Annotated in this window: 13 protein-coding genes; 8 read left to right on the forward strand and 5 right to left on the reverse strand. The window is 73.6% G+C overall.

Features of this window, described 5'->3' with window-relative positions:
• Nucleotides 1-131: 131 nt before the first annotated feature.
• A complete protein-coding gene (locus ACFWRV_RS09275; RefSeq protein ID WP_384330865.1) occupies nucleotides 132-1,352 on the reverse strand; it encodes an acetyl-CoA C-acetyltransferase in 1,221 nt (406 codons plus the stop codon).
• 122 nt (nucleotides 1,353-1,474) lie between these two features.
• Nucleotides 1,475-2,380 (reverse strand): LysR family transcriptional regulator, encoded by a 906-nt coding sequence (locus ACFWRV_RS09280; protein WP_384330586.1) that lies wholly within the window; start codon nucleotides 2,378-2,380, stop codon nucleotides 1,475-1,477.
• A gap of 91 nt (nucleotides 2,381-2,471) precedes the next feature.
• Between ACFWRV_RS09280 and ACFWRV_RS09285 the strand changes: the two genes are divergently transcribed.
• From ACFWRV_RS09285 to ACFWRV_RS09300, 4 genes are all read left to right on the forward strand, one after another.
• Nucleotides 2,472-3,425, forward strand: a complete 954-nt coding sequence (locus tag ACFWRV_RS09285) for a CoA transferase subunit A (RefSeq protein WP_384330589.1) — start codon at nucleotides 2,472-2,474, stop codon at nucleotides 3,423-3,425.
• 140 nt (nucleotides 3,426-3,565) lie between these two features.
• Entirely contained in the window at nucleotides 3,566-4,411 is an 846-nt protein-coding gene (locus ACFWRV_RS09290; RefSeq protein WP_384330592.1) for a CoA-transferase subunit beta, read from the forward strand.
• Nucleotides 4,412-4,460: 49 nt separating this feature from the next.
• Nucleotides 4,461-6,011 (forward strand): 3-hydroxyacyl-CoA dehydrogenase, encoded by a 1,551-nt coding sequence (locus tag ACFWRV_RS09295; protein WP_384330595.1) that lies wholly within the window; start codon nucleotides 4,461-4,463, stop codon nucleotides 6,009-6,011.
• Nucleotides 6,012-6,084: 73 nt separating this feature from the next.
• On the forward strand, nucleotides 6,085-6,489 hold the full coding sequence (locus ACFWRV_RS09300; RefSeq protein WP_384330598.1) for a VOC family protein: 405 nt from the start codon (nucleotides 6,085-6,087) through the stop codon (nucleotides 6,487-6,489).
• Here the strand turns inward: ACFWRV_RS09300 and ACFWRV_RS09305 are convergent.
• Both ACFWRV_RS09305 and ACFWRV_RS09310 read right to left on the reverse strand, forming a co-directional pair.
• On the reverse strand, nucleotides 6,420-7,187 hold the full coding sequence (locus tag ACFWRV_RS09305) for a DUF6597 domain-containing transcriptional factor (RefSeq protein WP_384330601.1): 768 nt from the start codon (nucleotides 7,185-7,187) through the stop codon (nucleotides 6,420-6,422). The two genes, ACFWRV_RS09300 and ACFWRV_RS09305, sit on opposite strands and share 70 nt — an antisense overlap.
• A gap of 25 nt (nucleotides 7,188-7,212) precedes the next feature.
• Nucleotides 7,213-8,457 carry a YhjD/YihY/BrkB family envelope integrity protein gene (locus ACFWRV_RS09310; protein ID WP_384330604.1) on the reverse strand — a complete coding sequence of 415 codons (1,245 nt, stop codon included), beginning with the start codon at nucleotides 8,455-8,457 and terminating at the stop codon, nucleotides 7,213-7,215.
• A 17-nt stretch (nucleotides 8,458-8,474) separates the two neighbouring features.
• Between ACFWRV_RS09310 and ACFWRV_RS09315 the strand changes: the two genes are divergently transcribed.
• Entirely contained in the window at nucleotides 8,475-10,112 is a 1,638-nt protein-coding gene (locus ACFWRV_RS09315) for an acyl-CoA dehydrogenase family protein (protein WP_384330607.1), read from the forward strand.
• Between the two features lie 82 nt (nucleotides 10,113-10,194).
• Here ACFWRV_RS09315 and ACFWRV_RS09320 read toward each other — a convergent pair whose 3' ends face one another.
• Complete coding sequence (locus tag ACFWRV_RS09320; RefSeq protein WP_384330610.1) at nucleotides 10,195-10,755, reverse strand: DoxX family protein; 561 nt, start codon at nucleotides 10,753-10,755, stop codon at nucleotides 10,195-10,197.
• A gap of 396 nt (nucleotides 10,756-11,151) precedes the next feature.
• Here ACFWRV_RS09320 and ACFWRV_RS09325 point away from each other — a divergent pair, with 396 nt between their 5' ends.
• The 3 genes from ACFWRV_RS09325 to ACFWRV_RS09335 all read left to right on the forward strand — a co-directional run bounded on the left by ACFWRV_RS09325 (nucleotide 11,152) and on the right by ACFWRV_RS09335 (nucleotide 13,430).
• Nucleotides 11,152-12,447, forward strand: a complete 1,296-nt coding sequence (locus tag ACFWRV_RS09325; protein WP_384330613.1) for a GAF domain-containing protein — start codon at nucleotides 11,152-11,154, stop codon at nucleotides 12,445-12,447.
• Nucleotides 12,448-12,561: 114 nt separating this feature from the next.
• The gene (locus ACFWRV_RS09330; protein ID WP_384330616.1) at nucleotides 12,562-13,158 is read left to right on the forward strand and encodes a GNAT family N-acetyltransferase; all 597 of its coding nucleotides are present in this window, start codon (nucleotides 12,562-12,564) and stop codon (nucleotides 13,156-13,158) included.
• Between the two features lie 188 nt (nucleotides 13,159-13,346).
• Nucleotides 13,347-13,430, forward strand: a complete 84-nt coding sequence (locus ACFWRV_RS09335) for a putative leader peptide (protein ID WP_309486338.1) — start codon at nucleotides 13,347-13,349, stop codon at nucleotides 13,428-13,430.
• Nucleotides 13,431-13,538 lie beyond the last annotated feature (108 nt).

Below are 13,538 nucleotides of genomic sequence, written 5' to 3' on the forward strand. Positions count from 1 at the left end.
CCGACCGGGACGCGGCACCACCTCTACGAGGACGCCCGGAAGGCCACCGGGCCGGTCACGCGGCGCCCCGGCCCGGGTTCGGGCCCTTGAGGCGGCGGTCGCCGGGTGCGCTGGTTCCGCGCGAACCGCCGTCAGTCCGCGATGCGTTCGAAGATCGCGGCGAGGCCCTGGCCGCCGCCGATGCACATCGCCTCCAGGCCGTAGCGGCCTTCGCGGCGGTGCAGTTCGCGGGTGAGCGTGGCGAGGACGCGGGCTCCGGTGGCCCCGACCGGGTGGCCGAGCGAGATGCCCGATCCGTTGACGTTGATCCGCTGCTCGTGGTCGCTCTCGCCGAGGCCCAGCTCCCGTGTGCAGGCCAGGACCTGGGCGGCGAACGCCTCGTTCAGCTCGATCAGGTCGAGGTCGGCGAGGGTGAGTCCGGCGCGGTCCAGTGCCGTACGGGTGGCGGCGACGGGGGCGATGCCCATGGTCGCGGCCGGGACCCCGGCGCGGGCGAAGGAGACGAGGCGCACGAGCGGGGTGAGGCCGAGGCGTCCGGCGGTTTCGGCGCTGGTGACCAGGCAGGCGGCGGCCGCGTCGTTCTGACCGCTGGCGTTGCCCGCGGTGACGGTGGCGTCCGGGTCGGACTTCGCCATCACCGGGCGGAGCGCGGCGAGTTGTTCCGCGGTGGTGTCGGGCCGGGGGTGTTCGTCGGCGGTGACGGTCGTTTCGCCCTTGCGGGTGCGTACGGTCACGGGGACGGTCTCCGCGTCGTAGCGGCCCTCGGCGACGGCGTGGGCGGCGCGTTGCTGGGAGCGGAGGGCCAGGGCGTCCTGGTCGGCGCGGCTGATGCCGTACTCCCGGCGCAGGTTCTCCGCCGTCTCGATCATGCCGCCGGGGACCGGGTGGTTGACGCCTCCGGCGGTGACGCGGCCCCGGGCGAGTGCGTCGTGGAGCTGGAGGCCGGGCCCCTTGATGCCCCAGCGTCCGTCGTGGGTGTAGTAGGGGGCGGCGCTCATCACGTCGACGCCGCCCGCGATGACGACTTCGCTGAAGCCGGCCCGGATCTGCATCGCCGCGTCCAGCACCGCCTGGAGCCCGGAACCGCAGCGGCGGTCGATCTGGGAGCCGGTGACCGTGGTGGGCAGTCCGGCGTCCAGGGCGGCGACCCGGCCGATGGCAGGGGCCTCGCTGGTCGGATAGGCGTGGCCGAGGATCACCTCGTCGACCCGGGCGGGGTCGATGCCGGTGCGGGTGACGATCTCCGCGATGACGCGTGCGGCCAGCGCGGCCGGGGTCTGCTGGGCGAAGGCCCCGCCGAACCGGCCGATGGGGGTGCGCAGGGGTTCGCAGATGACGACGTCGAGCGGCACGGCGGAGCCTTTCCTGAGGGTCGGGGCGGCGAGCGGGGGCGCGTTGCGGTGGGATGACCTTCGCACCGGGTGACTGAGTCGGTCCAATATCGAATACGCACCGGCTTGAGAGGCCGTACGTCTCAATCGAGGGTACGGACGGGTGTCGGCAGCGCTCCCTCCGCCACGGCGAGCACCGCGCGCAGGGCGGCGGAGGGGTTGTCGGAGCGCCAGGCCAGGGCGGCGCTCAGGCGGATGGGCCGTCCGGCGAGGGGACGGTAGACCAGGCCGTTCTGCTGGATGTGCTGGACGGAGGTGACCGTGAGGGTGACGCCGACCCCGGCGGCGACCAGGGCGAGAATCGTGTACGAGTCGGGTGCCTCCTGGACGACGCGCGGGGTGAACCCGGCGCTCTCGCAGGCCTCGGTCATGGCGTCGCGGACGGTGGAGCCGGAGTTGGCGGGGAAGGAGACGAACGGTTCGCCGGCGAGTACGGCGAGGGGTACGGTCTCCCGCCGGGCGAGCGGGTGGTCGAAGGGCAGGGCGCAGACCAGCTCCTCCTCGTCGATGACCCGGTGGGCGACGCCGGGCCGGGTCACCGGCAGCCGGACGAAGCCGAGGTCGAGCGAGCCGTCGGCGACCCGGGCCAGGGCGGTGTTGGCGTACGTCTGGCCGGTCATGACGAGTTCGAGCCCGGGGTGGGCGGCGCGCACGGCCCGGGTGAGCCGGGGCAGCGTCTCGTGGCTGGAGGCCCCGGCGAACCCGATGGTGACCCGGCCGTACTCGCCGATCCCCGCCGATCTGGCCGCCCGGACGGCGGTGTCCAGGTCGTCCAGCACCGTTCGTACCGGTTCGAGGAAGGACTCCCCCGCGCTGGTGAGCCGGACCGACCGGGTGTTGCGGTGGAAGAGCTGGACGCCGAGTTCCCGCTCCAGCCGGCGGATCTGCTGGCTCAGCGGGGGCTGGGCCATCTGGAGCCGCTTGGCGGCCCGGCCGAAGTGCAGCTCCTCGGCCACGGCGAGGAACGCGTTGAGGTGGCGTAGTTCCATGGTGATACTCCTGGCGTCTTGATCCGACCTTAATTCGGTATTGGACAGCCATCAATGGACGCTGACACCGTGGGGTCCGCGCAGGCGGACGATGAGGAGAACCGTGGACCGGACGGCCGGCAAGATCATGTCGATGCGGGAAGCCGTCGCCGCCTTCGTCCACGACGGGGACACCGTGAGCCTCGAAGGGTTCACCCATCTCATCCCGACCGCCGCCGGGCACGAGATCATCCGGCAGGGCCGCCGGGATCTCACGGTCGTCCGGATGACGGCGGACATCGTGGTGGACCAGATGCTGGCGGCGGGCTGCGTGAGCAGGCTGGTCTCCTCCTTCGTCGGCAACTCCTCCGCCGGTTCGCTCGGTGAGCTGCGCCGGCGGATCGAGCACGCCGATCCCGAGCCGCTGGCGTTCGAGGAGTACAGCCACTACGGAATGGTCTGCCGCTATCTCGCCGGCGCCCAGCGGCTGCCGTTCCATCCGCTGCGCAGTTACGCGGGCAGCGATCTGCCGGCCGTCAATCCCGGTATCCGCAAGGTCACTTCGCCGTACCCGGACGCCGACGGCGGCACCGAGCAGATCTATGTCGTACCGCCCGTACACCCGGACGTGACGATCATTCACGCCCAGCGCGCCGACCGCCGGGGCAACACCCAGATCTGGGGGCTGACCGGGGTCCAGGCCGAGGCGGTGTACGCGGCGGAGAAGGCGGTCGTGGTGGTGGAGGAACTGGTGGCGGACGAGGTGATCCGCGCGGACCCGAACCGCACCCTCGTCCCCGCCCACGCGGTCGACGCGGTGGTCCTCTGCCCGCGCGGGGCGCACCCGTCGTTCGCGCAGGGCTACTACGACCGGGACAACGCCTTCTACCGGGCCTGGTCCGCGATCAGCAAGGATCCGGAGCGGCTGCGGGGCTGGCTGGCGGAGTGGGTGTACGGGACCGCCGACCACGCGGCGTACGTGGCGAAGCTGGGCGAGGAGTTCTGGGCCGGCCTCGCGGTCGGCGAGGCGCTGAGCGAGCCGGTGGACTACGGGAGGCGGCTGTGAGCGAGCGGCATGCGCGGGACGCCAGGGCGTGTCCGGCGGATCAGGGCCGGACAGGCCACGGCGTCTGGTGCGGTGCATCGCCAGGCGCTGGAACGTCCTCATCGCGGAGCGATTCGGGCGTTTCGGCAACGCCGCGAGGGATGGAGCCTCCCCTGCACGAGCGAAGCCGAGAGCCTGGGGAAGTGCCAGGCGTCGCGGACCCGGCCCTGATTGGCCGGACACGCCCTGGGCCCGTCACCGCGTCCGAGCTGCTCTCCGTCGTCGCCGCGCGCGAACTGACGGGCCGGCGGACCGTGTTCGCGGGGATCGGGCTGCCGACGCTCGCCGCCGAACTGGCGCGGCTGACCGTCGCGCCGGGCATCGAGGTGGTGTACGAGTCCGGGGTCTGCGGGGCGCACCCCTCCCATCTGCCGGAGACCATCGCGGACGCCGTCCTGATCACCGGGGCCGAGGCGGTGGTGTCCATGCCCACGCTGTTCGGCTCGGTGCTCCAGGGCGGGCACATCGACGTCGGCTTCCTGGGGGCCGCGCAGATCGACCGGTGGGGCAACCTCAACACCTCGGTGATCGGGGAGTGGGAGAGCCCGTCGGTGCGGCTGCCGGGCTCCGGGGGCGCGGTCGAGGTGATGGCGAACGCCCGGGAGGTCTTCGTCGTGATGCGCCGCCACACCCCGCGCTCCTTCGCCGACGTGCTCGACTTCTGTACGACGCCCGGTCCCGACCGGGCGCTCGCGGACGGCATCCGCCCGCTCGGCGTCGGCGTCACCCGGGTCATCACCGAGCTGGGCGTCCTCGCCCGGGCCGGGCTCGGGGACGAGTTGCGGCTGGTCGCCGTGCACCCCGGAGTCACCGTCGAGCAGGTGCGGGCGGCGACGGGCTGGGAGCTCAAGGCCGCCGGCCGGGTCGCGACGACGGACCCGCCCACCCCTGCGGAGCTGCGGCTCCTGCGCGACGACGTCGACCCGAACCGTGTCTACCTCCGCTGACCGCCCCATCCTCATCATGACCGCCTCCGCCGGAAGGGCCCCAACTGCCATGCGTATCAGGATCGTCGGAGCCGGGGCCATGGGCCGCGGCATCGCCCAGTGGGCGGCGAGCGCGGGACACACCGTGGAGCTGGGTGACGTACGGGCCGAGGCGGTGACGGAGGCCCTGGAATTCGTCACGTCGATGCTGGACCGGGCCGTCGCCAAGGGCCGGATGTCCCCCGCCGACCGGGACGGGGCCGTGACGCGGCTGGTGCCGCTCGACGACCCGTGGGCGGCCGGACCGGACGTGGAGCTGGTCGTCGAGGCCGTACGGGAGGACCTGGAGACCAAGGCCGAGGTGTTCGGGAAGCTGGAGCGGGCGCTGCCCTCATCCGCCGTCTTCGCGACCAACACCTCCTCCCTGTCGGTGACCCGGATCGCCGCGACCCTCCAGGACCCCTCGCGCCTGGCCGGGCTGCACTTCTTCAACCCGGTGCCGCTGATGCGGATCGTGGAGGTGGTGCCGGGCGCGGCGACCCGCCCGGAGATCCGGGCCCTGCTCACCGGGCTGGTGGAGGGGTGCGGGCACCGGGCGGTGACCGTGGCCGACACGCCGGGGTTCCTGGTCAACCACGCCGGGCGGGGGCTGGTGACCGAGGCGCTCGCGCTGCTGGAGGAGTCGGTGGCGGACCCGGCGGAGATCGACCGGATCGCCCGGGACGTGCTGGGGCTGCGGATGGGGCCCTTCGAGCTGATGGACCTGACGGGTCTCGACGTGACGGCCGCGGTGATCGACTCGATCTGGCAGGGCTTCCGCTACGAGGACCGGCTGCGCCCGTCCTTCCTGACCCCGAACCGGGTGGCGGCGGGGCTGCACGGCCGCAAGACGGGCCGGGGCTGGTACGCGTACGGCGACGGGGCGTCCGGCCCCGCTCCGGAGAGCCCGGTCGGCGGGGACGGGGAGCGCCCGGTGTTCCTGGCGTCGGCCGGGCTGCGGGAGACCGTCGCGTACGAGGAGGCGCTGACGGGTGCGCTGGAGGCGGCGGGGGTCCGCGTGGAGCGCGGCGAGGGGCCGTCGGACGGGGCCGTGGTGCTGGTGCCGGTGTGGGGGACGTCGGTGGCGGCGGCGGTCGCGGCGGGCGGGCTGCCCCGGGAGCGTGCGTTCGGGGTCGAGGTGCTGCCCGCGGCCGGGCGGCGGCGGGTCCTCGCGGTGACGGCCGCCTCCGATCCGGCGGCCGCCCGGGACGCGCGGGCCGTGCTGGCGCGGGCGGCCGGGGGCGGTGAGCCGTACGCGGTGTCGGTGGTGCGGGACACCGCGGGGTCGGTGGCACAGCGGCTGCTGTCGTCCGTCGTCGCGGTCGGCTGCTCGATCGCGGAGCGCTCGCTCGCCGCGCCCGCCGACATCGATCTGGCGGTGACGACCGGGCTCGGCTATCCGGCCGGGCCGCTGGCGTGGGGCGAGCGGATCGGGGCCGTACGGATGCTGGCGCTCCAGCGGGCGCTGCACGCGTCGACCGGCGATCCGCGGCACCGGCCGACGCGGTGGGTCACCGAGCGGGCGGCCCTGGGGCTGGCGCTGACCGATCCGGGGACCTCGCCCGCGGACTGCCTGGGGTGAGGGCCGCGCCGCCCGTTCCCGCGCGACCGATTCGTACAAGACGGCGGGAGCGCCTTGTGCCTACGGTCGGGGCATGACTCCACGACTCGACGCGATCAGCATCATCACGGCGGACCTGGCGGCCTCGCTCGCCTTCTACCGGCGGCTCGGCCTCGACATCCCCGACGGGGCTCAGTCCGCGCCCCATGTCGAAGTGACGCTCCCGGGCGGGCAGCGGCTGCTGTGGGACACCGAGGAGGTCATCGCCTCGTTCGACCCCGGCTGGGAGCGCCCGTCGGGCGGCGGTGAGCGGGTCGCCCTGGCCTTCGCCTGTGACAGCCCGCAGGAGGTGGACTCGTTGTACGCGGAGCTGGTCGACGCCGGTCACACCGGGCACCTGAAGCCGTGGGACGCGGTGTGGGGGCAGCGCTACGCGGTCGTCCTGGACCCCGACGGCTGCGGCGTTTCGCTGTTCGCCGCCTCGCCCGCCGCGAAGTAGGCCCCGAGGGTCGTGCCGGCCAGATCGCGCATCTCCCGTGCCAGGTGCGCCTGGTCGGTGCAGCCCGCCCGGTACGCGGCCTCGGCGTACGGGACGCCGGTGCGGACGAGGTCCAGGGCGCGTTGGAGGCGGAGGATCCGGGCCAGCGTTTTCGGGCCGTAGCCGAAGGCGGCCAGGGAGCGGCGGTGCAGCTGGCGGGCCCCGAGGCCGACCTCGGCGGCCGTCGACGCGACGGACCTGCCGCGCCGCAGTCCCTCCGCGACGGCCGCCGTGAGCGGGTCCGGCGGTCCGGTGTCGGCTGCGCGGCCCAGGGCGAAGTCCTCCAGGGCGGCGGCGGGGTCCGGGGCCCGGTCGATCCGTTCGGTGAGCGCCGCGACCGCGGTACGGGACCAGAGCGCGGCCAGGTCGACCCGGTGGTCGCGCAGCTCGTGCGCCGGTAGGCCGAGGAGCACGGGGGCGGTGCCGGGCGCGAAGCGGATCGCCGCGCAGGAACCCCGGTTGCGCGGGTCGACCTCGAAGGCGTGGGTGTCGGGCCCAGCGACGACCAGGCGGCCGGCGGTCCAGATCAGGTCCATGCAGCCGTCCGGCAGGACGGACCGGGCGGGCGGCCGGGGGCCGGGCGGAACGTCCAGGGTCCAGACGACGGCCCCGTCCAGCCGGGACGGACGTTCCTGGTACCGCTGGCGTTCGCGGGGCATCCTTCCACGCTAGCGCGGTCGGCGGTCAGCCGAAGGGGGGTTCCTTCGGCGGCGTGGAGCCCTTCGGCTCCTTCACGCCCGGGGACTCCTTGGGCTCCCTGGACTCCTTGGGCTCTTTGGACTCCTTCGCGTCCCTGGGCTCCTTCTCCCAGGTCGCGTGCAGCCGGGACTTCACATCGTCGGGCGGCAGGAAGCGGGACCAGCGCTCGGGGAACTCGGACGGCATGTACGCGGGGCCGTCGTCCTCGTCATCGTCGTCGTCCGTGGCGTCGTAGGCGGCCGCTCGGGCCCGGGCGACGAACTCGGCGGCCTGCGCGGCCCGGACACGTTCGGTGGCCTCGCGGGCGGCGGCGGTGGCGAGCGAGGGCCACACCCGGTCGATGGCCGCGTTGACGGCGGCGCCGACCAGGACCGCGAAGGCGGAGATGCCGATCCACAGCAGCACGGCGATGGGCGCCGCCAAGGAGCCGTAGATGGTCGGGCCCTCGACCGTGTTGGTCAGATAGATGCGCAGCAGGAAGCTGCCGAGGACCCACATGCCGAGCGCCACCAGCGCCCCGGGTACGTCCTCGATCCAGGGCGAACGCACCGGCACGGACACGTGGTAGAGCGTCGTGAGGAACGCGATGCTCAGCAGCATAACCAGCGGCCAGTACAGGACGGCTATGACCTCGGTGCCCCAGGGGACGAACTCGACCACCCGGTCCGGGCCGACGACCAGCAGCGGCAGCACGACCGCGCCGAGCAGCAGGGCGACGACGTACAGCAGGAAGGCGAGCAGGCGGGTCTTGACGATGCCGCGGTGGCCGTCGAGTCCGTACATGACGGTGATGGTGTCGATGAAGACGTTCACCGCGCGGGAGCCGGACCACAGGGCGATGGCGAAGCCGATGGAGATGACGTCGGGGCGGGCCCCGGTCGTGACGTCGGCGAGCAGCGGTTTGGCGAAGTCGTTGACCCCGCGCTCGGAGAGCACCGTCTGGGCGGCGGAGAGGATGTTGCGCTCGATGGAGGCGACCGTGGTGGTGGTCGTCCACTCGTCGACGTAACCGAGCAGTCCGATCATGCCGAGCAGCAGCGGGGGGAGCGAGAGCAGGGTGAAGAACGCCGCCTCGGCCGCGAGGCCCAGAATGCGGTACTCGATGCACGAGTTGACGGTGTCCTTGAGCAAGTGCCACGCCATGCGCCGTTTGGAGACGTTGCGGTAGAGCACTCGCGCCCGGTGGAGCCGGCCCGGTGGCCGCTCGGGTGTTTCATTTGCTGCCTGCACCTCCTTACCGTATCGGCATGGCAGCCACCACCCACACAGTGACCAATCAGGTTCCGCCGCTGGTCGGCTATGACGTCTTCGCCGCCGACCGGGTCCTTTCCGAGGCCGTCGAGCGGCACATCGATCCCGGGGTCCGGCCCGTGGCGCTGGTGGAGCTCGGGGAGCTCGGCCGGGCCGCGGGCTCGGCCCAGGCCCAGGAGTGGGGTGCGCAGGCGAACGCCCATCCGCCCGTCCTGCGCACCCACGACCGGTATGGGCATCGCGTCGACGAAGTGGAGTTCCATCCGTCCTGGCACCGGCTGCTGAGCCATGCCGTGTCGGCGGGGCTGACGGACGCCTGGGGCCGTCCGGCCGGTCATGTCCGGCGTGCGGCGGGGTTCCTGGTCTGGTCGCAGGCCGAGGCGGGGCACGGCTGCCCGCTGTCGATGACGCATGCCGCGGTGCCCGCCCTGCGCACCGATCCGGCGCTGGCCGCCGCGTGGGAGCCGCTGCTGACCTCGCACACGTACGTCGAGGGGCTGCGGCCCCCGCGCGAGAAGGCCGGGGTGCTCTTCGGGATGGGCATGACCGAGAAGCAGGGCGGCACGGACGTGCGGTCCAACACGACGCGGGCGGAGCCGCTGTCGGGCGAGGGGGAGTATCTGCTCACCGGGCACAAGTGGTTCTGTTCGGCGCCGATGTCGGACGGCTTCCTGGTGCTGGCGCAGGCGCCGGGCGGCCTGAGCTGCTTCCTGGTGCCGCGTGTGCTCCCGGACGGCACGCGCAACGTGTTCGCGATCCAGCGGCTCAAGGACAAGCTGGGCAACCGGTCCAACGCGTCCGGCGAGGTCGAGTTCGACGGGACCTGGGCCCGCCGGGTCGGCGAGGAGGGGCGCGGGGTGCGCACCATCATCGAGATGGTGGCGGCCACCCGTCTTGACTGCGTGGTCGGTTCGGCGGCGCTGATGCGGCAGGCGGTGGCGCAGGCGATCCACCACAGCGCGTATCGCAGCGCGTTCGGCGGGCCGCTGATCGACAAGCCGCTGATGCGCAACGTCCTGGCCGACCTGGCGCTGGAGTCGGAGGCGGCGACGGTGCTGGCGATGCGGCTGGCCGCCGCGTACGACGCGGACACCGAGGAGGAGCGGGCCTTCCTGCGGCTCGCGCTGCCCGCCGCGAAGTTCTGGGTCACCAAGCGCTGCACCGCCGTGGTGGGCGAGGCGCTGGAGTGCCTGGGCGGCAACGGTTACGTCGAGGAGTCGGGGATGCCGCGGCTGCTGCGCGAGGCGCCGCTGAACTCGATCTGGGAGGGCGCGGGCAATGTGCAGGCCCTGGACGTGCTGCGGGCGCTGCAACGGGAGCCGCAGGCCCTGGACGCGTTCCTGCGGGAGGTCGGCAGGGCGCGGGGGGCGGATCACCGGCTGGACGCGGCGATCAAGGATCTGCTGACGGAGCTGGCCGATCTGGAGGGCGTCGAGGCACGGGCGCGGCGGCTGGTGGAGCGGTTCGCGCTGGTGCTCCAGGGTTCGCTGCTGGTGCGCTTCGCTCCGCCGGAGGTGGCCGACGCGTTCTGCGCCTCGCGTCTGGGCGGGGACTGGGGCTCGTCGTTCGGGACGCTGCCGCACAGTCTGGATCTGGCCTCGGTGGTGGCACGGGCCCGGCCGGCGGTCGCGTAGGGCCTGGTGCGACGCCGGGCCCCGAAGGTGACTTCTTCGGGGCCCGGCGTCGACGGTTGGGGACCGCGCGCTCGCGCCGCGCTCAGGAGAGGCGCTTGCGGGCGGCCTCGACGGAGTGCGTGACGGTGTCCACGGTCGCGCCCGCCGCGTTCCCCACCTGGTGGGAGACGGCGTGGGCGTGGTGGCTGAGCGCGTCGGACGCGTGGCCCGCCGTCCGGCGGGTCCGGTACGCGAGCGAAGGCTTGCCGTGGGTGTCGGCCGCGGCGATCAGCAGCCCGCCGAACAGGGAGATATCGGTGAGGAGATCCGCACGTCGCGCCTCGGGGTCGTCGCTCGCCCGGCGGCCGCAGGCCCCCAGGGCGGAGGACACCAGGGTCACCGCGAGGGCCGCGGACGCCAGCCGGGGCGCGCGTCCCACGGCGAGCAGGACTCCGGCGCCGAGCTGCACCGCGCCCTGGAGGCGTACGAGTTGCTCGGGGTCCTCGGGCAGAAACGGGAGCCGCGAGGCGAGTGCGGGAGTCTCCCGCTCGCCCCGGGAGTCCTCCGGAGGGTCGGGGAGGGCGGGATCGCGGACCGTCGCGATCCCGTCACGGATGAATTTCGCGGCCAGCAGGGGCCGGGCGACTCTGCGCAGAACAGCCATGTCCGACCGGTGCCCCGTCCGGCGCGGACCACACTCATTTCGGAAACCGGCACGCTCCAGGGCGGCGGCTGATCGGCGGTACGCGAGGGGTCGGACCGCAAAGGCGCGGGAAACCCGGGCGTACGGCGGCGCGACGCGGGCGGCCGGACCGAGCAGCCACCGCAAGCGAAGGAGGGTGGTGCTGCGCCGACACGGCACCACCCTCCATGCTTGTGCGACACCGGGCGGCCGGGACAGGCCCGGCGCACAGTGTTCTCCCACTCTCGTACGGACCCAGGGGACTTCGCCAGAGTTGCAAAGGGTTGCAACCATTGTGTGGACTGCTCGGCGGCCGGGCCGGGTGACCGGCAGGATGGACCGGGCGGGGTCGGGAAGCGTTCGGGGGGAACGGGGACCATGACGGACACAGGTTCGGCGGGGGTGGTGCGGGTGACGGGTCAGGGGGCGGACCGCCGGGCGACCCGGTTGCTCCACGGCGCGCGGGAGGCACGGCTGACGGGGGCACGGTCCGGTGTCGCGCCCCGGGCGGAGATCGACGCCTCCTGGGACCGCGTGGTGCGCAGCGGTATCAATCCCGACCAGTCGCCGGAGAGCGAGCTGCTGGAGGCGGACGAGATCGAGCACCGGCGCCACAGCACGGCGCTCGGCGAACTGATGCCGTTGCTGCGGGCGGGCCTGGCCTCGATCGCGGATGCCGCGCAGCAGATCATGGTGGTGACCGACCCCGAGGGCCGGGTGCTGTGGCGGCAGGGCAACACGGGGGTGCTGCGCCGGGCCCACGACATCTGCCTGGAGGAAGGGGCCGCCTGGGCCGAGGCGGCGACCGGCACGAACGCGATCGGGACGGCGCTCGCCGCCCGGGTCCCCATCCAGGTCCACTCGGCCGAGCACTTCATCCGGGCGCTGCACGGCTGGACCTGTGCGGCGGCCCCGGTCCGGGACCCGCGCGACGGACGGCTGATCGGGATCGTGGACATCAGCGGGCCGGCGTCCACCTTCCACCCGGCGACGCTGGCCCTGGTCGACTCGGTGGCCCGGCTCGCCGAGGGCGAGATCCGCACCCGCCACCTGGCGGAGATCGAGCGGCTGCGCGCGGTGGCAGCGCCGATCCTGTGCCGGATCGGCGGACGGGCACTGGCGGTGGACGTGCACGGGCGGCTGGCGGCGGTGACCGGGATGGCTCCGGTGGACCGGCTGCCGCTGCCGAAGTCGCTGCGGCCGGGGCCGGTGTGGCTGTCCTCGCTCGGCATGTGCCGGGTCGAGCCGCTGCCGGGCGGCTGGCTGGTGCAGGTGGACGACGGCGGGACGCAGGGGGCGCCGCGCCGGGTGGTGGTGGACCTGAGCCGGCCCCGGGCGCTCGCCGTGCATCTGACGGGACCGCTCGGCAGCCGTACGCAGCGGCTCTCGCCGCGCCACGCGGAGCTGCTGTACGCACTGGCGGTGCACCGCCAGGGGCGGACGGCATCGGAGCTGGCGCGGGACATCTTCGGGGACGCGACCCGGACGGTGACGGTCCGGGCCGAGATCTCCCGGCTGCGACGTCATCTGGCGGAGGTCCTGGCCCACCGCCCGTACCGCTTCGGGGACGGGGTGGAGGTGGAGGTGATCCATCCGGAGCACGGCGCGGATCTGCTGCCGCACTCCCTGGCGCCGGTGGTGGCGGAGGCCCGCAGGGCGGCACGGGCCACCTGAGCGGGGCCGCCGCGCGCGGGCGGGCGGTCCGAAGGAGCGGGCAGCCCCCGGGCGGGGCGGTCCGCGGCGGGGCCGCTGTGCGCGGGCGGGCGGCTCCATGGTTTTCTGGCCGTCATGAGCGACATCCCGCAGCCCGCAGCGCCGACCATCGAGGTGACCGTCTGGTCCCTGGAGCAGACCTCGCCCGCCGATCTCCGCCCGGCGCGCGCGCCGGAGGGCGATGTGCGCATCGTCCGGTCCGAGGTTCCGCTGCCGGAGTTCAGCCGCTTCCTGTACTCCGCCGTGGGCGGGGACATCCGGTGGACCGACCGGCTGGGCCTGACGTACGCCCAGTGGCAGGAGGCCCTGGAGCGGCCCGGGGCGGAGACCTGGGTGGCGTACGAGAACGGGACGCCGGCCGGGTACGTCGAGCTGGACGCCCAGGACGACGGCGTGGTCGAGATCATGTACTTCGGGCTGATCCCCGCGTTCCGGGGGCGGCGGATCGGCGGTCACCTCCTGTCGTACGGGGTGGCGCGCGCCTGGGACCTGGCGGAGCGCTGGCCGGAGCGGCCGGAGACCAAGCGGGTGTGGCTGCACACCTGCTCGAAGGACGGCCCGCACGCGATGGACAACTACCTGCGGCGCGGCTTCCGGCTCTTCGACACGAAGACCGAGGTGGAGGCGGAGGTGGCGACGCCGGGTCCCTGGCCCGGGGCGCACGCCTCCTGACCGTCCGCGTTCCCCGGGGGCGGTGCGGTGACCGTCCCCCTTCCGGTGAACCGCTCGCGGGCGTTTTGTCGCCAATGCCGGTGCCGTATCCCGTGACGGGCGCCACATCGTCCCATGTTTCGAGACCCAGCCGTCCACATAGCGGATAGTGGTGGACTGTCCCGAGATGCGCGTGACACGCTTCCGTCATGTCTGGAACTGGAATTGCCTTGGTGAGTCGACGCCACGTCGACCTCGGCCGCATGTCCAGCGCCATCTGTCCGGCGAGCTGACAGCCCCGGCAACGCCGCACTTCTCTTCCCTCTGATCCCGCCCGCGCACCGCCGCGCCTCCGCGCGAGTGTGCCGCTCAGAGCCGCCCTCCCGCAGTCCCGAAGGACG

The organism is Streptomyces sp. NPDC058576, from assembly GCF_042718715.1.
In the GTDB taxonomy this organism is placed as follows: Bacteria; Actinomycetota; Actinomycetes; order Streptomycetales; family Streptomycetaceae; genus Streptomyces.